Source organism: Microvirga sp. M2, from assembly GCF_047497095.1.
In the GTDB taxonomy this organism is placed as follows: Bacteria; Pseudomonadota; Alphaproteobacteria; order Rhizobiales; family Beijerinckiaceae; genus Microvirga.
Map to the genome: position 1 here is coordinate 186,220 of NZ_CP134064.1, position 24,280 is coordinate 210,499.

Sequence of the window (24,280 nt, forward strand, 5' to 3'; positions counted from 1 at the left end):
TTAAACCCTAGGATGACCTTAAGCGCCGCCGACAGGCGCGGGAAACGCCCCAGCCCCATGCCGACATCGCCCCTTGTTCCAGCCGTCTCACTTCGCGACATGGCCATCACCTTCGGATCGAAGGCGGGCGGCTACACCGCCGTGCAGGGAATCGATCTGGCGGCACGGCCGGGAGAATTCATCGCGATCGTCGGGCCGACCGGATGCGGCAAGTCCACCCTGCTCAACGCGTCCGCGGGGCTGCTCAAGCCCTCGGGCGGTCATGTGGAGATCTTCGGCGCACCGCTGCAGGGCCTCAACGCCCGGGCCGGCTATCTCTTCCAGCAGGACGCCCTGATGCCGTGGAAGACGGCGCTGCAGAACGTCGCCGTCGCCCTCGAGCCGAGGGGGATCTCCCGTTCCGAGGCCGAGATGAAGGCCCGCGAGTGGCTGCGCCGGGTCGGCCTCGCGGCCTTCGTGAATCGCTACCCGCATATGATGTCCGGCGGGCAAAGGAAGCGGGTCGCCCTGGCCCAGATGCTGATCCGCGATCCCGAGATCCTGCTCATGGACGAGCCTTTCGGGCCGCTCGACGCGCAGACCCGGCAGATCATGGGCAATCTTCTCCTGGATCTGTGGGCGGCCAACCGCAAGGCGGTGCTGTTCGTCACCCACGATCTGGAGGAGGCGATCGCCCTCGCGGACCGGGTCGTGGTCATGTCGGCGGGTCCGGCCGCCCGCATCATCGGGGAATTCCCGGTCACGCTGCCGCGTCCGCGCGACATCGCCGAGATCCGTCTCGAACCCGCCTTCCATCACATTCACAAAGAGATATGGGCAAGTCTTCGCGTCGAGGTGCAGAAGGCCTACGCACAGGGAGAAGGAGCCTCCTCATGAACCGGACGAAGCTGGTCCTGCTCCAGGTCGTGGTCGGTCTGGGCTTTCTGCTGCTCTGGCACGTCCTGACGGTCTATCCCATCCTCGCGCCGATCAAGCAGACGCAGTTCTTCTTCTCGACGCCGGCCGACGTGCTGGCGCGGGTCTGGAAGGAAATCACCTCCGCCGAGATCTGGGGGCATCTCTGGATCACCCTGCTGGAGACGGTCCTCGCCTTCGCATTCGGAGCCGGGGGCGGCATCCTGTTCGGCTTCCTGTTCGCCCGGCGCGAATTGCTGTCCGCCGTGTTCGATCCCTACATCAAGGCCGCGAATGCCCTGCCGCGCGTGGTGCTCGCGCCGATTTTCGCCCTGTGGTTCGGGTTGGGGATCTGGTCGAAGGTGGCTCTCGGCTTCAGCCTGGTGTTCTTCATCGTGTTCTTCAACGTCTACCAGGGCGTGCGCGAGGTGAGCCCGGTGGTGCTGGCCAATGCGCGCATGCTCGGCCTCAACGAGCGCCAGCTCCTGCGGCATGTCTATTGGCCGGCGGCCCTGACCTGGGTGTTCTCGTCCCTGCACACCTCCGTGGGATTTGCTCTCGTGGGCGCGGTCGTGGGCGAGTATCTCGGTTCCTCGGCGGGCCTCGGCTACAAGATTCACGAGGCGGAAAGCGTCTTCGACGTGACCGGCGTTTTCTCCGGCATGGTCATCCTGTCGATCTTCGTCATCCTCATCGACGCCTTCGTGACGATGGTCGAAAGGAGGCTCCTGGTCTGGCGCCCCGCCCCATCGACAAACGCGCAGGGTTAGTCAATCCTGCTCGGCCACAATCTGCATCCAAGCAGGGAGATCAGGATGGAACGCCGTACATTTCTCATTGGAGCGGGCGCGGCCGCTCTGACCGCCGGGCTGAGCCCGAGCGCATTCGCGCAGGAAAAACCGGAGAAGAGCAAGATCACGCTGGGCGTAGGCGGCAAACCGCTGCTCTATTACCTGCCGCTGACGATCGCGGAGCGGAAGGGCTTCTTCAAGGAGGAAGGGCTCGACGTCGAGATCAACGATTTCGGCGGCGGCGCCAAGTCGCTCCAGGCGCTCATCGGCGGTTCCGTCGACGTGGTGACCGGCGCCTACGAACATACCATCCGCATGCAGGCCAAGGGCCAGGACGTGCGCGCCGTCACCGAACTCGGCCGCTTCCCGGCCATCGTGATCGCGGTCAAGAAGGACAAGGCGGGACAGATCAAGTCCGCGGCCGATTTCAAGGGCCTCAAGATCGGCGTGACGGCGCCCGGCTCCTCCACGGCCCTGACCACGCAATACGCCATGGTGAAGGCAGGCCTGAAGCCGACGGATGCGGCCCTGATCGGCGTGGGGTCCGGCGCGAGCGCCGTCGCGGCCATGCAGAAAGGCGAGATCGACGTGATCGCGCATCTCGATCCGGTGATCTCGAAACTGGAATCGGACGGCGATATCGCGATCCTGATCGACACCCGGACCGAGGCGGGCACACGGGCCCTCTTCGGCGGCTCGAATCCGGCCGCGACTCTCTACACCAAGAAGGACTTCATCGACGCCAACCCGGTGACGACGCAGCGCCTCGTCAATGCTTTCATGAAGTCGCTCAAATGGCTCCAGACGGCCAAGCCCGAGGACGTCGCCGAGGCGGTGCCGCCCGAGTATCACCTCGGTGACAAACCGCTCTACATCAAGGCGGTGCAGAACTCGCTGGAAAGCTATTCCCGGACCGGCATCGTCCCGCCCGACGGCATGGCGAGCGTCATGGACATGCTCAAAATGCTCGATCCCGAATTGAAGGACGCCAAGGTCGATCTTGCCGCCACCTTCGACGACCGCTTCGTCAAGAAGGCGTCGACTTAGAGCCTGTTGCGGCGAACCGCACGGGTCGGGCGGTTCGGCCGCGCGACCGAACTCTATCGTACGACCGACAGGGGGATCCGCGCTGCCGGCCGGGTCGCGGCCTCTCCCGCCCCGCGCCCTCGGAACAGGGCCGCGATGAGATCGGATTGCGTCACGATGCCGACCAGAAGGCCGTCCCCGTCGACGATCGGGACCTGATGCAGCTCCGCATCCGCCATGCGGGGGACCAGCGCCGCCAGCGCCGTGTCATGCCGCGCCGTCTGTACGGGCGAGGTCATGATCTCCCCGACCTTTCGGTCGAGCCGGATGACCCGCCGGGCGATCTGAGGGACGCTCATCCGGAGGCCCGTGCGCAGATCCCAGTCGCTGTGCTTGATCAGGTCCGTCTGGGTGATGATGCCGATCACCTCACGGGTATCGGCGACGACCGGAAGTCCCTTGATGCGATGCTGCTGAAGGAGCCGCCAGGCGTCGCGCAGGCTCGTCGAGGGCGTGACCGCCGCCACGTCCCGCGACATGATCTCGGCGCAGGTCATCCCGTCGAAACGCCGGTCATAGGCCTGCATCTCCACCTGCCGGAACAGGTCCTCCAGGCTCTCGCGATCCATGTCGATGATCTGGTCGTACCGGTTGAGGACGGTATCGAAGTCGCTGGGCCTGACACCTACCCGTTCCATGGGAGCGGGGTCGGAGGTCCGATGCCGGTTCACCGGAGTGGGCTTCGACAGATGAGGATACCGCTTGCCCGTCAGGTTGTTGAAGACGAGCGCCACCGCGATCATCGTCAGCGAGGCCGCCCCGACCGGCCAGATCGCGAAGCCGAATCCCGCCGCCTTGATCGTCGGGCCGCCGAGAACGGCCATGAGCGCCAGGGCGCCGCTCGGCGGGTGCAGACAGCGCAGGACGAACATCGCGGCGACTGCGAGAGTCCCGGCCATCGCGGCCGCGGGAAGTTCCATCGGAACCCAGCGGGCGCAGGCGACGCCGATGCACGCCGAAATCAAGTTTCCGCCGAGGACCGACCACGGCTGCGCCAACGGACTTCCCGGCAATGCGAACATGAGGATCGCGGAGGCGCCCAAGGGCGCGCTCAGAAGAGGCAGGCCCTCCACAAGGTCGCGGGCCTCCATCCCCAAGAGCCCCAGGGAGACGATGCCGAGCAGGACGCCGGCGCAGACCCGGATCTGCTCGAGGCGGCTGACATGGGTGAGATCGGGAATGAGGCGTTTGAACAGGGACACGGATCGACTGAGATTGTTCTTATTGGAGAGGGCGCAGAGCAGGTGTCGTATCCGAGCGTCCCCTCATCGCGCGGGGCGTTCTTAGACCATTTTTCGGCGATGTGGACCCGGTTCGCCGCCAAAAAAAGCGGCACACCAGAAAAAGAGCTGTTCCCCTTGCGTGGAAACAGCTCTCATCCCGGATTCAGGCGATAGGCCGCCGCAGATCGAACGATGTCCGCGTGCGGCGGCGGTCACCGCGCGTCGAGACGCGGATCCAGCGCATCCCGCAATCCGTCGCCGATGAAGTTGAAGCTGGTCACGGCGAGCGTGATGGCCGCTCCGGGCAGGATGGCGAGCCACGGAGCGCTCGTGAGATAGCTCTGCGCCCCTTCCAGCATGTTGCCCCAGCTCGGCGTCGGCGGCTGGATGCCGTAGCCGAGAAAGCTGATATAGCTTTCGGCCAGAATGGCATGGGCGACATTGAGCGTCGCCGCGACCACAATCGGCGCAACCGCGTTCGGGAGCAGCTCCCGGAACATGATGCGGGTGTTGCTGGCGCCCATGGACACCGCAGCAACGGCGAAATCCCGCGTCCGGAGCGAACGGATCTGGCCCTCGACGACGCGCGCCACTTCCATCCACGACGTCATGGCGATCAGGAGGACGATGGAGGGTACGGAGGGTTCGATCAAGGCGGAGATCGCCAGCAGCAGGAAGATCGACGGAAAGCAGAGCATCGCATCGACGAAGCGCATCAGCGCCGTGCCGATCATGCGCTGGTAGAATCCCGCGATGACGCCGACGCAGATGCCGATCGCCATGCTGACGGCCATGGCCGAGAACCCGACCGAAAGAGAGATGCGGCCCGCCATCAGGAGACGCGCGAGAATGTCGCGCCCGAGCGGATCCGTGCCGAGGATGTGGGAGCCGGAGAAGGGAGGCGCGAAGCGCTGACGGATGTCGATATGCGTGTCGTTGTAAGGCAACAGCATCGGGCCGAAGATGCAGGCGATGACCATGAAGGCGATCGCGGCCGTCCCGAAGACCGCAAGCTTGTGGCGCAGGAAGCGGCGCATGGCGGGGCTGCTCCAGCGCGAGCGCGGCGCGGAGGCGAGTGTCTGGGCGGGGGACGGATTTGCGGCGTTCATTGTCCGCTCCTTTCGATGCGCGGATCGGCAATGCCGTAGAGCACGTCGGCGATCAGGCTTCCCAGGAGAACCAGGACCGCCGTGAGCATGAGGATTCCCATGACGGTCGGATAGTCCCGGTAACTGATGGAATCGAGGAACAGCCTTCCCATTCCCGGCCATGTGAAGACGGTCTCGGTCACGAGGGCCCCGCTCAACAGCGTCGGCACGTGCAGGCCGGTGATCGTGATCATCGGCAGCAGGGCGTTGCGCAGGGCATGCCGGACGAGAATGTAGCGCTCGGACAACCCCTTGGCCCTCGCCGTGCGGATGTAATCCTGGTTGATCACCTCCAGCATGGACGAGCGCATGTAGCGGCTCCAGACGGCCGTGCTGACGAGGGCGAGCACGATGCAGGGGCCGACCAGGTGGTGCAGACGGTTCAGGAAGGATCCGTCGCCGACCGTGAAACGGTTGCCGGCGGGTAGCCAGCCCAGTCCCACGGAGAAGACGTAGATGATCACGAGTCCGAACCAGAAGGTCGGAATGGACAGGGCGATCATCGCGCCGATCGTCGCGAGGCTGTCGAACAGCGAATAGCGCTTGACTGCCCCGAGAATGCCGATCCACGCCCCCAGCAGCATCGCCAGAAGGGTGGAGCTGAGCATGAGCTCCATCGTGGGGCCGATATGCGCCGCGATGATCTTCAGAACAGGCTGCTGGTCGCGATAGGAGACGCCCCAATCGCCGCCGAGGAGCCGCAGGAGCCACTCGACATACTGCACCGGCAAGGGCCGATCGAGCCCCAGCTGGGCAGCCAACCGGTCGAGATCGGCCTGGGTCATGTCGCCGCTTGCCGCAAACTGCGAAAGCGGGCCGCCGGGCGCCAGATGCAGAATCGCAAATCCGATCATCGAGACGATGAAAAGCAGCACGATGGCCTGCAGCAGGCGACGAATGAGAAAGCCACTCACGCGATGACGCTCCTAACGCGACCAGACAAGGATCAGCGGGCCCAGTACCAGCTGCCCAGATTCCAGGCGTTCTGGCGTTGGTTGATGTTGGGTCGGTAGCCGATCAGGCCATCCTTGATCCCTTCGAGAGGCGCATACTGGAACAGCGGCATGATCGGCAGCTCTTCGCGGACGATTTCCTGGACCTTGAAGTAGATCTCCTTCCGCTTCTCCTGATTGAAGGTGATCTGCCCTTCCTTCATCAGCTTGTCCGCCTCGGGATTGACCCACTGCATGTAGTTTCCGCCGCTCCCGCCCTTGACGGGAATCGCATCGCTGGCAAAGCGCGGCGCGGGATCCGGATCGACGCCGGTGCGGAAGGCCGTTCCGACCAGCAGAGCCTGGAACTGCGAGCGGACGTAGAAATCGCCCCAGATCACCGCACCTGGCATATTGTTGATCTTGATCGAGACGCCGATCTGCTGCCAATCCTGCATCATGAGCTGCTGGCATTGCTCGCGCAGCGCGTTGCCCGTGGTGGTGGAGAGATCGAACTCGAGGCGCTTTCCGTTCTTTTCGCGAATGCCGCGCCCGCCGCGCTTCCATCCAGCCTCGTCCAGAAGCTGGTTGGCCTTGGCGAGGTCGTATTCGTGCTTCGGAAGGTTGGGATTGTACGCCCACGATTCGCGAGGCGAGTAGGATTCGGTCGGCTTCGGCACGCCGTAGTAGAGCGCGTCGACGATCGCCTCCTTGTTGATGGCGGCATAGAGCGCCCGACGCACCGCCTTCTCGGCGAAGGCAGGATGTTCGAGGTTCGGCATGATGACCTCGATGTTCCCGCTCGGAGCGACCGCGACCTTCCTGCCGGAAAGCTTCGTGGCCTCTTCGTAATAGTTCGCGGGAATTCCGGAAATCGGAACGAAGTCGACCTGCCCGGTTCTGAACTGCGCGTAAAGCGCGGTCATGTCCGGAATGTATTTGAGGACGACACCCTCGAGATAAGGCCCGTCGCCGTGATACCGCTCATTGGCGACAAGCGTGATGCTGTCCCCCGGACGGCGCTCGCTCCAGCGGAATGGACCGGTCCCGACCGGGCTGCCGTTGAAAGCGGCCGTGTTCGGATCGTCCGCCTTGGAAAGAATATGCTTCGGCACGATCTGCGTATTGGCGAGCTGGGCGAGATACGGCGCGAAAGCCCGCTCCATGCGCCATGAGATCTCGTGCGTTCCCTTGACGACGATATCGCGAACAAGCTCATGCCCCACGCGCGTGCGGCTCTTGAAGCCCGGCGCCATGATCAGCTCGAGGGAATACTTGACGTCTTCCGCCGTGAAGGGCGTGCCGTCGTGCCAGACGACGCCTTCGCGCAGTTTCACCGTCCAGGCGAGGCCGCCCTCGGAAATGCCGCCGTTCTCTTCGCTCGGCACGGCGACCGCGAGATCAGGCACGAGCGTGCCGTCGGGATGAGCCATCCAGAGACAGGAGAACACGCTCGTCCAGACGACCTCGTCGACCTCGACGCCCGGCATCAGGGGATTGAACGACTTCGGTTCCTGAGACAGGCCGACGACGACCTGGCCCTTGCGCTCCTTGGGCGGCGGCGGAACAGCGGCTCCCGACTGGGCGCGGGCGCCGAACCCGATCGACGCGGCAATTCCGGCGGCGCTCAGGCCGAGAAAATCGCGACGGCGCATCGCCGGAAGAGCCAACCCCATCCCATCCTTCCACTTCGATCGATCTGACATGCTGTTTCTCCGTTCCCTTGTTGTTGGTTCTGTTGCGAAGCCGGTGCTTCAGCAGATCCCCTGAGGCAGATTGTGAGGCAGGACGCAGCGGCCCTGACCGCGCCGGACGCGATCGTCGCGTTCGAGCATGAGCGCCCCGTCTCCATGCGTTTCACGTTTCAATCGGAGACAAGGCGCGCCCCGCACCAACCCGACGCGCCATCAATTCATTATAATGCACGTAACGTCAAGATCGTGATGGAGATATGCTGAGGCGACTATGGTTCCATATCCTGGCCCAAGCGCGCTTCTGCAGGTTTTTGCTGCTGAATTTCATCAAAAATGATGAAAAATCATTCGCAGCCGATTGCACGGCGTCACGGTTGGAAGTATGGCTCATATTCAATATAATGGATATGCGAACCATGCCACCGACCGCTAAGCCCACGCCCAGTTCGGACTTGGAAGCCGAATTTCCCGACGACCAGTCGCGGGACATCGGGCAAAGGCTGCGCAGCTTGCGCGCGGAGAGAAAACTGACGATCGCGGAACTCGCCGCGAAGGCCGGTGTCTCCTCGGGCATCATCAGCCAGATCGAGCGCGGCGCGTCGAGTCCCTCGATCAACACCCTGGTGAAGATTCGCACGGCTCTCGGCGTCAATCTCTGGCAATTCTTCGAAGATGCACCGAACCCTTCGGTCGAGAAGCTGCATTTCGTGCGCCGCAAGGACAACCGGCCTCGCATCGTGGCCGGCAAGATGCATCTGACCAAGGAGCTGCTCTCTCCCAGCAGCAGCGAGAATCTTCGCTTCATGATTCTGACGCTGCCGCCGGGAGCGGAAAGCGAGGAGATGCTGAGCGGGCCCGGCGACAAGGGCGGCTACGTCATGTCGGGGCGGGTCGAACTGACCGTCGGCAACGAGGTCGCCGAGCTTTCCGAGGGCGACAGCTTTCAGTTCAAGAGCACGCTCCCGCATAGGCTCGAGAACCGCCACGGCGTCGAAGCGAAAGTGATCTGGATCATCAACATCCAGGACAAGCACCTTTGATACGCCTGCTCACGGCGTCCTGATTCCCGACAGGGTTTCCAAAGAATGTCGCCGCGTGGTCGCGGCTGCATAAGTCGATTTCAACTGGAGTAATCATCGAATGATCGAGCGTCACGAAAACACCGGCCGCCTCAGCAAGGCCCTGGTCGCAAACGGGTTCGTCTTTCTGTCGGGTCTCACCGCGAAGGACCGCAGCGGCGGCGTTCGCGAACAGACGGCCGATATTCTCGCGCAGATCGACCATTACCTTGCGCTCGCGGGAACCGACAAGACGCGTCTGGTCACCGGCAATGTCTGGCTGAAGGATATCGGCACGTTCAACGAGATGAACGAAGCCTGGGAAGCTTGGGTCGATCCGAAATGCCCGCCCGCCCGCGCCACCGTCGAGGCCCGCCTCGCGCATGATGCCATCCTGGTCGAGATCCAGGTTCAAGGCCTCGTCTGATCGGAAAAAGCGCGCCCGCAGCATCGGTTGCGGGCGCATTCATTTCCGCCCTGCGGAATAAAATTCTTCAACTTCAGTCCAGCAAGGTGTTGCATGTCCACTGATCACCGCGTTCCGAGCGTCAATCCGGGCGATCCCTCTTGGTGGTTCGCGGATGCCATGAAGGCGGAGGGAGGCGCTGCGCCGTCCCCATCCCTTTCCGGCGAGATCACTGCGGATGTCGCGATCGTCGGCGGCGGCTTCACCGGCTTGTGGACGGCCCTTGCGCTCAAGGAGCGCGCGCCGCATCTCTCGATCGCCCTGATCGAGGCGTCCTTGTGCGGATCGGGCGCGAGCGGCAAGAACGGCGGCAAGGTCCACGGCTATTGGTCGGCTCTCGCGGGCATGGAGGCCAATATCGGAGCCGACGGCGCTCTGGCCGTCGCACGCGCCGGAACACGGGCGCAGGACGCCATCCGGCGCTTCGCGACGGCTCCGGGCCGCGATGTGTGGTGGCGGGAGGCCGGCAATGTGCGCGTCTCGGCTTCCGCCGGGCAGGACGTGAAGATTTCGAACTACATCGCGACCGCGAAACGGCTCGGCGTTCCGGACACGGTCTATGCTCTCTCGCCGGCCGAGGTCGCCCAGCGCTGCGCGTCGCCGGCGTTCCGCGGGGGCATTTTCCTGCCGGAGGGCGCGAATGTGCACCCTGCCCGGCTGGCTCGCGCTCTGCGCAAGGCCGCGATCGAAGCCGGCGTCGCCGTCTATGAGAACACGCCGATGACGGGCCTCGACGTGGGGACGCCGAACCGCGTGCGGACGCCGAACGGTCAGATCGTTGCCCGCGAGGTCGTGCTCGCGACGAATATCGAGCTCGCGCGCCGCTCCGACGTAAAGCCCCATGTCACGGTGTTCTCGAGCTTCGCCCTGATGACCGAGCCCGCGCCGCATGCGCTCGACCAAGCCGGGTGGCATGGCGACGAAGGGCTCGCCGACATGAGGATGTTCGTCCACTATTTCCGCAAGACGCGCGACGGGCGGGTTCTCATGGGTTCGGGCTCCGGCCCGATCAGCTACAACGGCAGCACCTCGGATCCCGGCCTCACTCGGGACAAGGCATCGGCGGCCCGCGCCGAGCGGGCCCTCCGCCGATTGCTGCCGACATTCGCCGATGTTCCCGTGGCGAAGAGCTGGGGCGGCGGCATCGACATCTCCGCCGACCGCCTGCCGTTCTTCCGGACCGTGCCGGGAACGCGCGTCCATTACGGCTGCGGCTATTCCGGCCACGGCGTGAACCCAACCTACATGGGCGGCCAGTGCCTGGCGTCGCTCGTTCTCGGGGTCAAGGACGAATGGTCGACGCTCCCCCTGTGCACGCGCGAGGTTCCCTCGCTGCCGCCGGAGCCGTTCCGGACCATCGGCGGGCGCTTCGTCCGCTGGGGGATCATCGGTTCGGAGGAAGCCGACGAGCGTGGAGCCAAGGCTGGCCCGCTGATGCAGGCCGCAGCCGCCATCCCGCGGGTATTCGGCCTGCGTATCGGCACGCGCTAGAGCATCGGACGTGAAAAGTGGACGCCACTTTTGGGATTGAATCCGATGCTCCCTTCTTGGAGAGAGCGCATCGCTCAGCCCTGCCGCCAGCCCTACCGCGCCGATGAAATTGACCGAGAGGACCCGATGAGCCAACCGATCCTTTCCGTGAGCAACCTGACCACGGCCTTCCGTGTCGAGGGCCTCTGGAAGCCTGTCGTCCGCAACGTCTCGTTCGATGTCGCGGAAAGGGAGACTCTCGCCGTGGTGGGAGAATCCGGCTCGGGCAAGAGCGTGACCGCGCTCTCGATCATGCAGCTGAACCCGCCGAACAGCAGCAAGGTCGACGGCAGCATCAAGCTCGCGGGCCGGGAGCTCCTGGCGCTGTCGAACGCGGATATGCGCGAGATCAGAGGCAACGAGATCGCCATGATCTTCCAGGAGCCGATGACCTCGCTGAACCCGGTGCTGACCGTCGGCTTCCAGATCGCCGAGGCGCTGATCCTGCACCGCGGCCTCTCGCGGTCGCAGGCCGAGGCGGAGACCGTCAGGCTGCTCGAGAAGGTGCGCATTCCCGCAGCGAAATCCCGCTTCCACGACTATCCGCACCGCTTCTCCGGCGGCATGCGCCAGCGCGTGATGATCGCGCTGGCCCTGGCCTGCAAGCCGAAGCTCCTGATCGCGGACGAGCCGACGACCGCTCTCGATGTGACCATTCAGGCGCAGATCCTCGAGCTGATCAAGGATCTGCAGAAGGAAGAGGGCATGGCCGTCCTCTTCATCACGCACGACATGGGCGTCGTGGCGGAAATCGCGGACCGCACCGTCGTGATGTACAACGGCGAATCCGTCGAGAACGGGAACACCGCCGATATCTTCACGAGGGCGAAGCATCCCTATACGCGCTCGCTTCTCTCCGCGGTGCCGAAGCTCGGCTCCATGGAAGGTCAGCGGCGTCCCATGCGCTTTCCGGTCGTGGACAAACTCACCGGAGAGTCGGACGTGCCTGCGGAAACGCCCGATACGGTCGCGGCCGCCGAGCGGCCCGTGCTGGAGGTATCCAATCTCACCACCCGCTTCGAGATCCGCTCCGGCCTGTTCGGCAGGGTCAAGGGAAGGGTCCACGCGGTCGAGAACGTCTCCTTCAGCCTGCAGCGCGGCGAGACGCTCGCGCTCGTCGGCGAATCCGGTTGCGGCAAATCGACGACAGGCCGCTCGGTCATGCGCCTGCAGCAGCCCATGAGCGGTTCGGTGCTTCTCGACGGCGAGGATCTGCTTCGGCTGGATGCGCGCGCCTTGCGGGAGCGCCGCAAGCGCATTCAGATGATCTTCCAGGACCCGTTCGCGAGCCTCAATCCCCGGATGAATGTCGGCGATGCGATCGCGGCCCCGCTCCTCATCAACGGACTTGCCGGCCGCTCCCAGGCTCGCGACAAGGTCGCCGAGCTCCTGCATCATGTCGGATTGTCGCCGGACATGGCGAGCCGTTTCCCGCATGAGTTCTCGGGCGGTCAGCGGCAGCGCGTCTGCATCGCGCGTGCCCTCGCTCTGGAGCCCAGCGTCATTGTCGCCGACGAGTCGGTGTCGGCTCTCGACGTCTCCGTGAAGGCCCAGGTCGTCAACCTCATGCTGGACCTGCAGGCGAGGATGAAACTCGCCTACCTCTTCATTTCGCACGACATGGCGGTGGTCGAGCGCGTGAGCCACCGCGTCGCGGTGATGTATCTCGGCGAGATCGTGGAGATCGGTCCGCGCGAGGCGATTTTCGGCAATCCGCAGCATCCCTACACCAAGCGCCTGCTCGAGGCCGTGCCCATCGCCGATCCCGCGCGGCGGCACACCAAGGGAGCGGTCTCGAATTCCGAGATCCGCAGTCCCGTGCGGCCGGCCGATTACGTGCCTCCGGCCCGGCAGTACCGCGAAGTTTCTCCGGGACACGCCGTGATGGTGTGGGGCCAGGAATGGGCGTCCTGACCCCTCGCGGGGCTCAGGCTGCGGGCTTTGCAGGGCGCGGCGAACGCGCAGATCCGCCGCGAGCGGATTGTCGGGCCGGAACGCCACGCTGTTGTTCACGCCGCGCGTGACGGCGCATGGATCCGATCAAGGAAAGGCCGACGTGATTCCCGAAGCGAGATGTGAGCGACACGGTGTTTCCCCTGCACGATGGCATTTGGCGCGACGATCAGCCGAATTATCGAGCCGGAAAACCGGGAAAAGCGCTGGGGACGTTCTTTCTTTAGAACGAGCCGAGCGAGCATTTTCGTTTATCCGAGTGGTCGCTGGGAGATGAATTGGCTCTTGCACCCGTAAAGCAGGAGGACTGAGCCATCACAGATCGGGCAAGGTCGGGCTTGATTGCCGCCAAATGTTCGTTATAAAGAACGTCATTGCACGGAGAAGGGGAGGCTCGAAAAGCGGGCCTTCAGAGGAATTCCGCCTTGCATTGTCGGAACCGAGCCATGGACGCAAAGGATACCAAGATCCTCATGCTGCTGCAGGAGGATGTCAGCATTTCGATCGCGGAGCTCGCCCAGCGGGTGCATCTCTCCCAGACCCCATGCTGGAAGCGCGTGCAGCGGCTGGAGGCGACCGGCGTCATCCAGAAGCGCGTCGCGCTCGTCGATCCCGAAAAGGTCGGACTTGGACTGACGGTGTTCGCCTCGATCGAGACCTCGGATCATTCGGGAGAATGGCTGGAGCGTTTCGCGGATTTCGTCTCCGCCATGCCGGAAGTCATGGAGCTCTACCGCATGGCCGGGGACGTGGACTACATGCTGCGCGTCGTCGTGCCGGACATGGCCGCCTATGACGGATTCTACAACAGGCTGATCGAGGCGATCCCGCTCAAGAAGGTCACGTCGCGCTTTGCCATGCAGCGGGTGAAATCCACCACCGCCTATGTGCTGCCTCCCGCCGGGCCGGGCTGACCCGGCACGCTCCCGGCACGGCCCCACGAGAGGGGACGAGGCGCGGCCGGGATTCGCGGCCCGACTCGGGCGGGACATCCGGAATCGTGAAGCCAACTATTGTCTAAGCTGCAAGGGGAAGCCCCGTCTTGACTTGCCCGGGGACAGAAACCAGTGTTCGGCGTTCCGTCGGAGACGGGCCGGCTATCGTCGCTCCTTGTATGTAGTATATTGCCTTGACCGCTTTCCTCCCCAGTGGACGCCCGTTCTTGAAGATGCACGGTCTTGGCAACGATTTCGTCGTCGTCGATGGTCGCAGCGAGCCGTTCCGGCCCGCGCCCGGGGAGATCCGCTGGATCTGCGACCGCCATGTCGGCGTCGGCGGAGACCAGTTGCTGGTGATCGAACCGTCCGAGGCAGCCGGCGCCACGGCCCGCATGCGGATCTACAACGTCGACGGCGCCGAAGCCCAGACATGCCTGAACGCGACCCGCTGCGTCGCATGGCTGCTACTGCGCGAGACCGGCGGCGAAGGCCTCGTCCTGGACACCCTGGGCGGCTTGATCGAGGCCGCGCGCGCAGGCGAGAGCGAGGTCTCCCTGCGGCTGGCCGCTCCCCGATGGGACTGGCCCGCCATTCCCCTCGCTTCCGCGGCCGACACCCTCGCGCTCGATCTCGTCTCGGGCCCTCTCGCGCATCCCACGGCAGTGAATGTCGGCAACCCGCACCTCGTCTGCTTCGTCGAAAGCCGCGATGCGGTCGACGTGCCGCGCTGGGCTCCCGCGATCCAGAACGACCCGATGCTTCCGGAAGGAGCCAATGTGGGCGTGGCGGAGATGGCCGCCCCGGACCTGATCCGACTGGTGGTGTGGGAGCGGCCGGGCATCCTGACCCGCGCCTGCGGCAGCGGCGCCTGTGCCGCCGTGCTCGCGGCCCGGCGCCGCGGGCTCACGGGCGAGACCCGGGTCACGGTCGATATGCCGGGAGGACGATTGCGCATCGACGTCCACGACGATGAAAGCGTGACCCTCACCGGACCGGCGGCCGTCGCCTTCGCCGGCCGGCTTCCGATCGATTTAAAGGTAGCATGATGTCCGCCCACCCGATTGTCGTCGTTGATCAGGTTTCCAAGACCTTCCGCTCGGTCCATGGGCGCGGCGCGCATCGCGCCCTCGACAAGGTGTCCCTGTCCATCGAACCGGGGCAGGTGCTCGTCATCATCGGCCCGTCGGGCTCCGGCAAGAGCACGCTGCTGCGCACCCTGAACGCCCTGGAGAGCTTCGACAGCGGCAGCATCGTCATCGACGGCGTTTCGCTGAGCGACAAGAAGACGGACCTCAACCGTCTGCGGGCCGAGATCGGCATGGTGTTCCAGCACTTCAACCTGTTCCAGCACAAGACCGCTTTGGACAACGTCGTGCTGCCCCAGGTGGTCGTCCGCAAGCGCTCGCGCGAGGAGGCCGTCTCGCGCGCGCGCGATCTGCTGGCGAAGGTCGGCATCGCGGATCGTGCCGACCACTACCCGAGCCAGCTGTCGGGCGGCCAGCAGCAGCGTGTCGCGATCGCGCGTGCGCTCGCCATGGATCCGAAGATCATGCTGTTCGACGAGGCGACCTCCGCCCTCGACCCGGAAATGGTCGGCGGCATTCTGGACCTCATGCGCAAACTTGCGGATGACGGCATGACGATGGCGGTCGTCACCCACGAAATGGGCTTTGCCCGCGAGGTCGCGGACCGTATCGTCTTCATGGATGAGGGACGGATCGTTGAAGAAGGAGAGCCCGGCCCCTTCTTCGCCTCGCCGTCCCACGAGAGAACCCGGGCGTTTCTGGACCAAATCCTCTGAGCCGCAGGCTACGGAGGAATACGCCAAACGACTAACAGGAGGGAGACCACATGACGAAACTACGCAATATGATCATGGCCGCCGTAACGGCTTGCCTGGGCTTCGCAAGCGCCGCGCATGCGGACGAGATGGACGAAATCCTGAAGCGCGGCGAGCTGCGCGTCGCCGTTCAGACGCAGGGCGCTCCGGTCAGCTTCGTCGACAAGAACGGAGAGCGCACCGGTCTCGCGGTCGAGCTCGCCAAGATGATGGGGGCGGATCTGGGCGTGAAGGTCACGTTCCAGGACTATGACTGGAAGGGCCTGATTCCGGCGCTCCTGTCCGGCAAGGTCGATATGATCGCCGCCGACATGACCCCGACGCCCCAGCGCGCCGCGCAGCTCCTGTTCTCCCGCCCGATGTTCTACCAGGAGACCGTCGCGGTCGCTCCCAAGGACGCGCCGTACAAGGCCTGGCAGGACCTCAACAAGGACGGCCTCAACATCGGCGCCACCCAGGCCAGCTCCTACGGCGATGCGGTGAAGAAGTTCATGCCCAAGGCGAACCTCAAGGAATTCGCCGGCGGCACGGCTGCCGTGGCCCAGGCTCTCTCGAGCGGCCGTCTCGACGGCGCGGTGTCGGACCTCGGCAACGTCACCAACTTCGTGCGCGAGTTCGGCAACCTGAAGATTCTCGACGGCGTCATCACCCGTGAGCCCCTTGCTTTCGCCACTCAGCCCAATGCCTTCCACCTGAAGCTCTGGCTCGACAACTATGTGGAGCTGATCACGGCCGACCGCCGCCTCGAGAACCTGGTGAACTACTGGTGGAACTCCTCCGACTGGGAAAAGGACCACAAGTAAGCGGATCATCTGCCGGCAGCCGGCCTTCGGGCCGGCTGCCCTCCCGCACCCCAATTCCCTAGAGCGTGTTTCGGCGAAGCGGATCCGGCTCGTCGAAGCAAGCGGCACAGCAAAGAAGAGAGATGTTTCCGCGCCCGCGGAAACAGCTCAGGACAGTGATGACCTGGCTCCTCGACTACTACAATTATCGCATCGTGGCGCAGTATCTCGGCCGCTTCGCAGAAGGACTGGGCAACACGCTGACGGCTGCGGGCGTGAGCCTCGTCCTGTCGCTTCTGCTCGGAACCCTCGTCGCCCTCACTCTCCTGTCGAGCCGCACGGGTCTTCGCAAGCCCGTCGAAGGCTATGTGGCCTTCATCCGGGCGACCCCGCTCCTGGTCCAGATCTATCTCGTCTATTACGGCCTCCCCGCCCTTCTGCCCGTCGCGAAGAGCTGGAACGACATGTATTTCGGGATCGCCGCCCTGACCCTGAACAGTGCTCCCTATATGGGCGAGATCATCCGCGCGGGAATCGAATCCGTCCCTCGCGGCCAGATCGAGGGCGCCAAGGCGGTCGGGATGAATTACGCTCAGCGGATGCGCTACGTGGTTCTTCCGCAAGCCTTCGCCAACACGCTTCCCCCGCTGATCGGCCAGACGGCGGTCCTCATCAAGGACACGTCGCTGTTGTCCATCATCACGGTTTTCGAGTTCACGAGCGCCGGCATTCTCCTGAACAGCGAGCGCGTGCGGCCCAACGAGAGCTTCCTCACCATCGCGATGGGCTACCTGCTGATCTATCTCCTGATCCTCCTCCTGTCCCGCGGTGTGAAGCAATGGCTGGCCGGTCCCGCCTGGAACGCGCAGGGCTGATCCGATGTTCGAACGCTACTGGTCCATCACCTCGTCCCTGCTGCCGTTCCTCTGGAAGGGGTTTCTGGAGACGCTCTACGTCTCTCTCGTGGCCATTGTGGCCGGCTCGCTGATCGGGGCCCTGATCGGCCTCGTGCGCAGCCAGCGCGTGCCCATCCTCACCGGACTTTTCGGACTCTACATCCACGTTCTGCGCGGAACCCCGTTTCTCGTTCAGCTCTATGTCTTCTACTTCGTGCTGCCGAACACCGGGCTTTCCTGGCTCAGCTGGGACTCGCGCACCGCGGCCTTCGTGTCGCTCTCGGTCTATACCTCGAGCTATGTGGCCGAGATCGTGAAGGGTGCCATCGAGGCCGTGCCGCGCGGCCAGTCGGAGGCGGCAACCGCGCTCGGCATGAACCGCCTTCAGCGCCTCTGGTACGTGGTCATCCCGCAGGCGCTGAAACTGACCGTGCCGCCGATGAGCGGCGTCTACGTGATGATCATCAAGAGCACGGCGATCCTGTCGGTGGTGGGCATCTCGGAACTGACCCGCCAGGGCGAGGTGTCGATCCTGCGCTTCCCGCGGGACGTTCTGTTCATCTATGGCCTCATCGCGTTCATCTACTTCCTGTACTGCTATCCCGTTCTGCGATTCGCCCGCTGGGCCGAGCGCCGGGTGGGCGCGGCCCGGACGATCGATCTGGATTGACCGGATGCTGACCTCCTTCCCACGCGTGCCGCTCCTTTCCGGTCCGACGCCTCTGGAGCGCATGGTGCGAGCCGGCAGCCATGCCGGCCATCCGCAGCTCTGGGTCAAGCGGGACGACTGCATGCCCCTCGCCTTCGGGGGCAACAAGCTGCGCAATCTCGAATTCTGGCTCGGCCAGGCTTTGGAGCAAAACAGCGACATTCTGGTCATCGCGGGCGCGGCGCCGTCGAACCAGGTCCGGCTGACGGCTGCGGCTGCGGCCAGGATGGGACTGGAATGTCTGGTGCTCTACGCGGGCCCGGACCTCTCGCCTCCGCACAGCAACCGCCTGCTGACGGAAATGATGGGAGCTCAGATCCGTTGCCTCGGCGATGTCGATGAAGGGATGCGCGCAAGGCTGGCAGGCCAGGCCGTCGCGGATCTCGCCGCCGCCGGGCGTCGCCCCTATCTGGTAGGAGATCCGATCATTGGCGCGCTCGGCTATGTGCGCGCCGCCCGAGAACTCCACGAGCAGGCCGTCGCCGCGCGGCTCGACCTGCGCCACGTCGTGCTCCCCGGCTCCATGGGCGTCACGGAGGCCGGGATGATCCTGGGCGCGGCCATGCTCGGCCTGCCATGGACCTTTCACCTCGTCAGCGTCGAATACGAAGCGCACGATCTCGAAGCACGGATCAGGAGCATCCTTGCCGATCTGTGCCGGTCGTCCGAGGTCGAGCCCACGCACGACATGCTGGATCGCGTGCGCATTCACATGGATCAGTTGGGCGCGGGATACGGCAAGCCGACCGCTGCGTCCATCGAAGCCGGTCATCTCTTCGCGCGCCTTGAGGCTCTCCTGCTCGAGCAGACCTATGTGGCAAAAGCGTTCGCCGGGCTGCTCAGCTGCGTTGCCAGAGGAGATATTCCCGCTCATGAAGCGGCCTGCATCGTCCACACGGGCGGTACGCCTGCCTTGTTCAGTCCGGTATCGCCGCTCTTAGATTAACGACCGGAGCGCACAGGCGTGTGGCCTGAGCGTCTCGTGGTCCGAACGAGGTCAGCTCCTCATGGCCAAGAAGCCAGCCGCCATCGTCAGTCGCACTTACTCCACGTGCGAGCACGAGCCCACGGCGCAATTCGAGGCCTGGCGCAACTATATCGCTCCGATCTACGACGTTTCTCCCATCGGGCAAGACACCTCGGCAGGCTTTTCCGCAGAGGTGCAGGCCTGGCATCTCGGCGCGCTCCTGATCGGCCGCTCATCCTTTGCCTCTCATCGCTTCTTCCGCAGCCAGCGTCGCATTGGGCGCGATGGCCTCACGCACATTCTGGTGCAGCTTTGCCTGGAGGGCGGCTATGCGGGCGTCGCCGACGGACGGGAGATCGCCGTGGCCGCGGGCGACATCGCCATCATCGATCTGGCCCGCCCGCTCGCGCTCGAGGCCATGGCCACCCGCACCCTGGATTTTATCATCCCGCGAAAGTTGCTGGAGCCTGGCCTCTCACGCGAGGCGTCTCTCGGCGGCATCGTGCTCCGGCCCGACATGCCGACGTCGGCTCTGTTGGTCGACCACCTTGTCTCGGCGGCGAGGCGGATCGCGGACTTGGCGCAGGAGGCCGCGCCCGCGCTCACGCAGATGGTCACGGCTACGGTGAGCGCCTGCACAGCACCCCTCTTGTCGAATGAGCCGAAACATCGATCGAAGACCGTGACCATGGATCGCGTGAAGGCGTACCTGGATCGCCATTTGGGTTCCCCAACCCTCGGTCCGGCGGAGATCTGCCAGAATCTGGGGATCTCCCGGCCAACCCTGTACAGAATGTTCGCCAGCCTCGGAGGTGTGGCCACCTACATCCAGAACCAGCGCCTCACCCAGGCTTATGCGCTGCTGCTGGACCCGGCCAACTCGCTGGCTCATGCACGGGATGTCGCAGCCGTCTGCGGGTTTGTGAGCGCTTCGCATTTTCACCGCAGCTTCCGTGCCGTCTTCGGCCTGACGCCGGGTGACGTTCGAGCCATCCAGGCGAGGCAGCGGCTGTTCCCCAAAGCCTATTCTTCGATCGACTTTGCCGATGTGTGGATCGCCCACTTGGCGAGAACGGCCGCATCGGAACCGGCAACGGGCTGAGGCTCCGTCGTCTTCTGTTCAACGCCTCTCCCTCTCATTGCGGGGCGAGCGCAGCGAGAGCCCTGGATCCATAGCGGCTGACGGTGCAGAACGGAGCGCTAGAGCCTTTTCCATGAACTTCGGTTCATGGAAAAGGCTCCTGTTGTTTGAGAAAGACGCCTTTTCTTCGCAAAACCGGCATCCACTTTTGCGGAAAAGGCTCTAGCGCATCGTGCGAAAAGTGGACCCGGTTTTTCGTAAGCACGATGCCCTGCTCGATAGGGGGAGCATCGCATTGATCCGAAAAGTGCGAAACCACCTTTCACGCCCGATAGTCTAGCCTGCATCGCTTCCCAGCTCTCCGGCCTGCTCCGGACCGGCAACCTCCTTGGCTATCGGATTCTCGGCTTCCGGAAAGGTCGACAGCGCCTTCACCACGAGCGGATCGAGGTTACGGCCGTCGGTGCGGGCATGCTCGAGAAACGTGGCCCGCATGGCGGGCGTCCAGAACGCGACCAGATGGTCGTGAATGCCGCGGACGGCCTGATCCTCTGGATAGGACCGGAAGAAGGACGCGATCTGGTTGGCCATGCGGACCAGTTTTTCGGTGTTCATGCCGGTACATCCCGCCCGCGAATTCGTTCCAGGCCGTGGAACACCGTGATGCTGTCTCTGCGGGCAATTCCGATGAGCGTGATGTCGAGATGGCGCGCGCGCTCGAGCGCCAGCGACGTCGGCGCCGAAATGGCCACCAATGTTCTCGCTCCGAACACCGCCACCTTTTCGACGAGCTCGAACGAGCAGCGGCTCGTGACGACGACGAAGCCGTTGTCCGGGCTCGTGTCGGACCGGCACAGGGCCCCGATGAGCTTGTCGAGCGCATTGTGGCGGCCGACATCCTCGCGCACTTCGATGATCGTTCCGTCGAGATCGGCCCAGGCCGCCGCGTGAACCGCATGCGTGATCCCGTTCAGGTGCTGCCTGCTTTCAAGCCCGGTCAGCGCCCGGCGCAGCGCCTGGAGCGCGATGTCGGGCGCAGTCCCGCGCGAACGCAGGGCGTGCGGAAGGGCTTTCAGATCATCGATGCCGCATATCCCGCAACCGGTTCGGCCGGAGAGGGCCCGCTTGCGGGCCAGGTGCTCGTGAAGCCGCTCGGGCGTAAGATCGATGACGAGTTTCAATCCTTCGGCATCCGTTTCGACGCGCACGCCGCGGATGTCCTCGGACCTTTGAACGACGCCTTCCGTGAGGCTGAAGCCAACGGCGAAATCTTCGAGATCGGATGGCGTCGTCATCATGACGGCGAACGGGATGCCGCCATAGATCAGATTGACCGGCACCTCGACCGGAACCGCCCGAACCATCGAAACAGGCTCGGCTCCGTCAAAGGTCAGAACCGTGGAGGGCGTCTCCTCCACCTCGGGAATCGGCGGGCTTTTTCTATTCGGCTGCGCTGACATGGGCTTCGATACGCTTGAGAGCTTCGTCCTCTGCGAAGAACCGGGCCTGCCAGTCCGAAGGACGGTTCGTGCGGCGCACCTGCACCGCCGTCACCTTGTATTCCGGGCAGTTGGTGGCCCAATCGGAAAAGTCGGTGGTGATCACGTTGGCACCGGTCTTGGCATGATGGAACGTCGTGTAGACCACCCCTGGCTGCATCCGCTCGCTGATCCGGGCCCTCAGAGCGATATCGCCGGAGCGGCTCTCGACCGAAACGAGGTCGCCCTCGAGAATGCCGCGGCTCTCCGCATCGAAGGGATGAATCTCCAGCACGTCCTCTTCATGCCAGCGGCTGTTCTCCGTACGCCTCGTCTGCGCGCCGACATTGTACTGCGACAGGATGCGCCCCGTCGTGAGGATCAGCGGGAAGCGGGGCCCGGTCCGCTCCTCGGTGGGCACGAACTCGGTGATCATGAACTTGCCTTTGCCGCGCACGAACCGGTCCACATGCATCATCGGCGTACCAAGGGGAGCGGCCTCATTGCATGGCCACTGGATCGAGCCCAGCCTCTCCAGCTTGTCGTAGGAAACACCAGCGAAGCTCGGCGTGAGGCGGGCGATCTCGTCCATGATCTCGCTCGGATGCGTGTAGCTCATCGGGAAGCCGAGAGCGTTCGACAGCGCGATGGTGACTTCCCAATCCGCCATGCCGCTCATGGGCGGCATGACCTTGCGCACCCGGTTGATGCGCCGCTCGGCATTGGTGAAGGTGCCATCCTTTTCCAGGAACGAGGAGCCCGGCAGGAAGACGTGGGCGTATTTGGCGGTCTCGTTCAGGAAGATGTCCTGAATGACGATGCATTCCATCGCCTTCAGTCCGGCAGTGACATGCTGCGTGTCCGGATCGGATTGGGCGATGTCCTCGCCCTGGATGTAGAGGCCCTTGAAGGTGCCATCCACCGCTTCATCGAGCATGTTCGGAATGCGAAGGCCGGGCTCGCCATCGAGTTTCACGCCCCAGAAGGCTTCGAACATCTGCCGCGTGGCATCGTCGGAGACATGCCGGTAGCCGGAGAATTCGTGCGGGAACGAGCCCATGTCGCAGGAGCCCTGCACGTTGTTCTGCCCACGCAGGGGATTCACGCCCGCGCCTGCTTTGCCGATATTGCCGGTGGCCATGGCGAGGTTGGCCATGCCCATGACCATGGTTGAGCCCTGGCTGTGCTCGGTTACGCCGAGCCCGTAATAGATGGCTGCATTGCCGCCCGTGGCGTAGAGGCGAGCGGCCTCCCGCACATCGGCGGCAGGAACTCCGGTAAGGTCCTCCACGGCCTCGGGAGAGTGCCGTTCGTCGGCGATGAAGCGCGCCCAGCTCTCGAAGTCGCCGAGATCGCAGCGCTCGCGCACGTAAGCCTCGTCGACCAGTCCCTCCGTCACGATCACATGGGCGATGGCGTTGATCATGGCCACGTTGGTGCCGGGCTTCAGGGGCAGATGATAGTCCGCCGCGATATGGGGCGATCTGACGAGATCGATCCGGCGCGGATCGATCACGATGAGGCGGGCCCCCTCGCGCAGCCGCTTCTTCATGCGGGATGCGAAGACCGGATGGCCATCCGTGGGGTTGGCGCCGATGACGACGATGACATCCGCCTCCGCCACGGAGGCAAAGTCCTGGGTGCCCGCGGACGTGCCGAGCGTGGTCTTGAGGCCGTAGCCGGTCGGCGAATGGCAGACCCGGGCGCAGGTATCCACGTTGTTGTTGCCGAAGCCCGCGCGGACGAGCTTCTGAACCAGGAAGGTCTCCTCGTTGGTGCAGCGCGAGGACGTGATTCCGCCGATGGATCCGCGGCCATATTTCGCCCGGATGCGCTTGAACTCGCTCGCGGCGTAGTCCAGCGCCTCGTTCCACGACACCTCGCGCCACGGATCCGTGATCGCCTTGCGGATCATCGGCTTGGTGATGCGGTCCTTGTGCGTGGCATAGCCCCAGGCGAACCGGCCCTTGACGCAGGAATGGCCCTCATTGGCCTTGCCGTGCTTGTAGGGCACCATGCGCACGACCGTCGAGCCCTTCATCTCGGCCTTGAAGGAACAGCCGACGCCGCAATAGGCGCAGGTCGTCACCACCGAATGCTCCGGCTGGCCCATGGCGATGATGCTGTTCTCATTGAGGGCGGCCGTCGGGCAGGCCTGCACGCAGGCGCCGCAGGAGACGCATTCGGATCCGAAGAAATCCAGGCCGCCGGGCGAGACGCGGGATTCGAAACCTCGTCCCTGGATGGTCAGGGCGAAGGTGCCCTGCACCTCTTCGCAGGCCCTCACGCAGCGCGAGCAGACGATGCACTTCGAATCCTCGAAGGTGAAGTACGGGTTCGACATGTCCTTCGGCGCGTCGAGATGGTTTTCGCCCGCATAGCCGTAACGAACGTCCCGCAATCCCACGGCGCCTGCCATGTCCTGCAATTCGCAGTCGCCGTTGGCGGAACAGGTCAGGCAATCGAGCGGATGATCGGAGATGTAGAGCTCCATCACGCCGCGACGGAGATCGGCGAGCCGGGGAGTCTGGGTGCGGACGATCATGCCCTCCTCGACCGGCGTCGTGCAGGAGGCGGGCGTTCCGCGCCGTCCTTCGATCTCGACGAGGCAGAGGCGGCAGGAGCCGAAGGCTTCAAGGGAATCCGTGGCGCAGAGCTTCGGAATCGCGGTCCCCATCGTCATGGCGGCGGCCATGACGGAGGTTCCGGCCGGCACGGCAACGGGCATGCCGTCGATGGTCAGCGATAGTGTCTTGCCGGAGACGGGAACGGGAGTGCCGTAATCGATGTCCTGGATGAGGGGCATGGAATGCC

The 24,280-nt window shown here is 64.4% G+C and carries 22 protein-coding genes; 15 read left to right on the forward strand and 7 right to left on the reverse strand.

What is annotated here, in order from left to right; all coding sequences use genetic code 11:
- Positions 1 to 57: 57 nt before the first annotated feature.
- Genes RE429_RS20650 through RE429_RS20660 form a run of 3 tightly spaced genes read left to right on the forward strand, consistent with a single transcriptional unit; the run spans position 58 to position 2,732 of the window.
- A complete protein-coding gene (locus tag RE429_RS20650; RefSeq protein ID WP_414475232.1) occupies positions 58 to 876 on the forward strand; it encodes an ABC transporter ATP-binding protein in 819 nt (272 codons plus the stop codon).
- Positions 873 to 1,664, forward strand: a complete 792-nt coding sequence (locus RE429_RS20655; RefSeq protein ID WP_414475233.1) for an ABC transporter permease — start codon at positions 873 to 875, stop codon at positions 1,662 to 1,664. The genes RE429_RS20650 and RE429_RS20655 overlap by 4 nt, the downstream gene beginning before the upstream one ends.
- A 45-nt stretch (positions 1,665 to 1,709) precedes the next feature.
- Positions 1,710 to 2,732 (forward strand): ABC transporter substrate-binding protein, encoded by a 1,023-nt coding sequence (locus tag RE429_RS20660; protein WP_414475234.1) that lies wholly within the window; start codon positions 1,710 to 1,712, stop codon positions 2,730 to 2,732.
- Positions 2,733 to 2,785: 53 nt separating this feature from the next.
- Here the strand turns inward: RE429_RS20660 and RE429_RS20665 are convergent, their stop codons facing one another.
- The 4 genes from RE429_RS20665 to RE429_RS20680 all read right to left on the reverse strand — a co-directional run bounded on the left by RE429_RS20665 (position 2,786) and on the right by RE429_RS20680 (position 7,780).
- Positions 2,786 to 3,973, reverse strand: coding sequence for an HPP family protein (locus tag RE429_RS20665; protein ID WP_414475235.1), 1,188 nt, complete (start codon positions 3,971 to 3,973; stop codon positions 2,786 to 2,788).
- A 233-nt stretch (positions 3,974 to 4,206) separates the two neighbouring features.
- Positions 4,207 to 5,103, reverse strand: a complete 897-nt coding sequence (locus RE429_RS20670) for an ABC transporter permease (protein WP_414475236.1) — start codon at positions 5,101 to 5,103, stop codon at positions 4,207 to 4,209.
- The gene (locus RE429_RS20675) at positions 5,100 to 6,056 is read right to left on the reverse strand and encodes an ABC transporter permease (RefSeq protein ID WP_414475237.1); all 957 of its coding nucleotides are present in this window, start codon (positions 6,054 to 6,056) and stop codon (positions 5,100 to 5,102) included. The genes RE429_RS20670 and RE429_RS20675 overlap by 4 nt, the downstream gene beginning before the upstream one ends.
- 32 nt (positions 6,057 to 6,088) lie before the next feature.
- The gene (locus RE429_RS20680; RefSeq protein ID WP_414475238.1) at positions 6,089 to 7,780 is read right to left on the reverse strand and encodes a peptide ABC transporter substrate-binding protein; all 1,692 of its coding nucleotides are present in this window, start codon (positions 7,778 to 7,780) and stop codon (positions 6,089 to 6,091) included.
- Positions 7,781 to 8,079: 299 nt separating this feature from the next.
- Here RE429_RS20680 and RE429_RS20685 point away from each other — a divergent pair, with 299 nt between their 5' ends.
- The 12 genes from RE429_RS20685 to RE429_RS20740 all read left to right on the forward strand — a co-directional run bounded on the left by RE429_RS20685 (position 8,080) and on the right by RE429_RS20740 (position 20,009).
- Positions 8,080 to 8,808: a helix-turn-helix domain-containing protein gene (locus RE429_RS20685; protein ID WP_414475239.1), complete on the forward strand. Its 729-nt coding sequence runs from the start codon at positions 8,080 to 8,082 to the stop codon at positions 8,806 to 8,808.
- A gap of 100 nt (positions 8,809 to 8,908) precedes the next feature.
- The gene (locus RE429_RS20690) at positions 8,909 to 9,253 is read left to right on the forward strand and encodes a RidA family protein (RefSeq protein WP_414475240.1); all 345 of its coding nucleotides are present in this window, start codon (positions 8,909 to 8,911) and stop codon (positions 9,251 to 9,253) included.
- Positions 9,254 to 9,346: 93 nt separating this feature from the next.
- On the forward strand, positions 9,347 to 10,783 hold the full coding sequence (locus tag RE429_RS20695; RefSeq protein WP_414475241.1) for an NAD(P)/FAD-dependent oxidoreductase: 1,437 nt from the start codon (positions 9,347 to 9,349) through the stop codon (positions 10,781 to 10,783).
- A 126-nt stretch (positions 10,784 to 10,909) separates the two neighbouring features.
- Positions 10,910 to 12,736, forward strand: a complete 1,827-nt coding sequence (locus tag RE429_RS20700; protein WP_414475242.1) for a dipeptide ABC transporter ATP-binding protein — start codon at positions 10,910 to 10,912, stop codon at positions 12,734 to 12,736.
- Positions 12,737 to 13,221: 485 nt separating this feature from the next.
- Positions 13,222 to 13,689, forward strand: a complete 468-nt coding sequence (locus tag RE429_RS20705; protein ID WP_414475243.1) for an Lrp/AsnC family transcriptional regulator — start codon at positions 13,222 to 13,224, stop codon at positions 13,687 to 13,689.
- A gap of 254 nt (positions 13,690 to 13,943) precedes the next feature.
- A complete protein-coding gene (dapF, locus tag RE429_RS20710) occupies positions 13,944 to 14,759 on the forward strand; it encodes a diaminopimelate epimerase (protein ID WP_414475862.1) in 816 nt (271 codons plus the stop codon).
- A complete protein-coding gene (locus tag RE429_RS20715; RefSeq protein WP_414475244.1) occupies positions 14,756 to 15,514 on the forward strand; it encodes an amino acid ABC transporter ATP-binding protein in 759 nt (252 codons plus the stop codon). Before dapF ends, RE429_RS20715 begins: the two co-directional genes overlap by 4 nt.
- A 50-nt stretch (positions 15,515 to 15,564) precedes the next feature.
- Entirely contained in the window at positions 15,565 to 16,356 is a 792-nt protein-coding gene (locus RE429_RS20720) for an ABC transporter substrate-binding protein (RefSeq protein WP_414475245.1), read from the forward strand.
- Between the two features lie 158 nt (positions 16,357 to 16,514).
- Positions 16,515 to 17,210, forward strand: a complete 696-nt coding sequence (locus tag RE429_RS20725; RefSeq protein WP_414475246.1) for an amino acid ABC transporter permease — start codon at positions 16,515 to 16,517, stop codon at positions 17,208 to 17,210.
- Between the two features lie 4 nt (positions 17,211 to 17,214).
- Positions 17,215 to 17,901 (forward strand): amino acid ABC transporter permease, encoded by a 687-nt coding sequence (locus tag RE429_RS20730; RefSeq protein WP_414475247.1) that lies wholly within the window; start codon positions 17,215 to 17,217, stop codon positions 17,899 to 17,901.
- A 4-nt stretch (positions 17,902 to 17,905) separates the two neighbouring features.
- Entirely contained in the window at positions 17,906 to 18,886 is a 981-nt protein-coding gene (locus tag RE429_RS20735) for a 1-aminocyclopropane-1-carboxylate deaminase/D-cysteine desulfhydrase (protein ID WP_414475248.1), read from the forward strand.
- 61 nt (positions 18,887 to 18,947) lie between these two features.
- A complete protein-coding gene (locus RE429_RS20740) occupies positions 18,948 to 20,009 on the forward strand; it encodes a helix-turn-helix domain-containing protein (protein ID WP_414475249.1) in 1,062 nt (353 codons plus the stop codon).
- A 315-nt stretch (positions 20,010 to 20,324) separates the two neighbouring features.
- Here RE429_RS20740 and RE429_RS20745 read toward each other — a convergent pair whose 3' ends face one another.
- From RE429_RS20745 to fdhF, 3 genes are read right to left on the reverse strand one after another with little or no spacing between them, the layout of a single operon-like run.
- Positions 20,325 to 20,603: a formate dehydrogenase subunit delta gene (locus RE429_RS20745; protein WP_414475250.1), complete on the reverse strand. Its 279-nt coding sequence runs from the start codon at positions 20,601 to 20,603 to the stop codon at positions 20,325 to 20,327.
- Positions 20,600 to 21,448, reverse strand: a complete 849-nt coding sequence (gene fdhD / locus RE429_RS20750) for a formate dehydrogenase accessory sulfurtransferase FdhD (RefSeq protein ID WP_414475251.1) — start codon at positions 21,446 to 21,448, stop codon at positions 20,600 to 20,602. Before fdhD ends, RE429_RS20745 begins: the two co-directional genes overlap by 4 nt.
- A complete protein-coding gene (gene fdhF / locus RE429_RS20755) occupies positions 21,429 to 24,272 on the reverse strand; it encodes a formate dehydrogenase subunit alpha (protein ID WP_414475252.1) in 2,844 nt (947 codons plus the stop codon). Before fdhF ends, fdhD begins: the two co-directional genes overlap by 20 nt.
- Between the last annotated feature and the right edge of the window lie 8 nt (positions 24,273 to 24,280).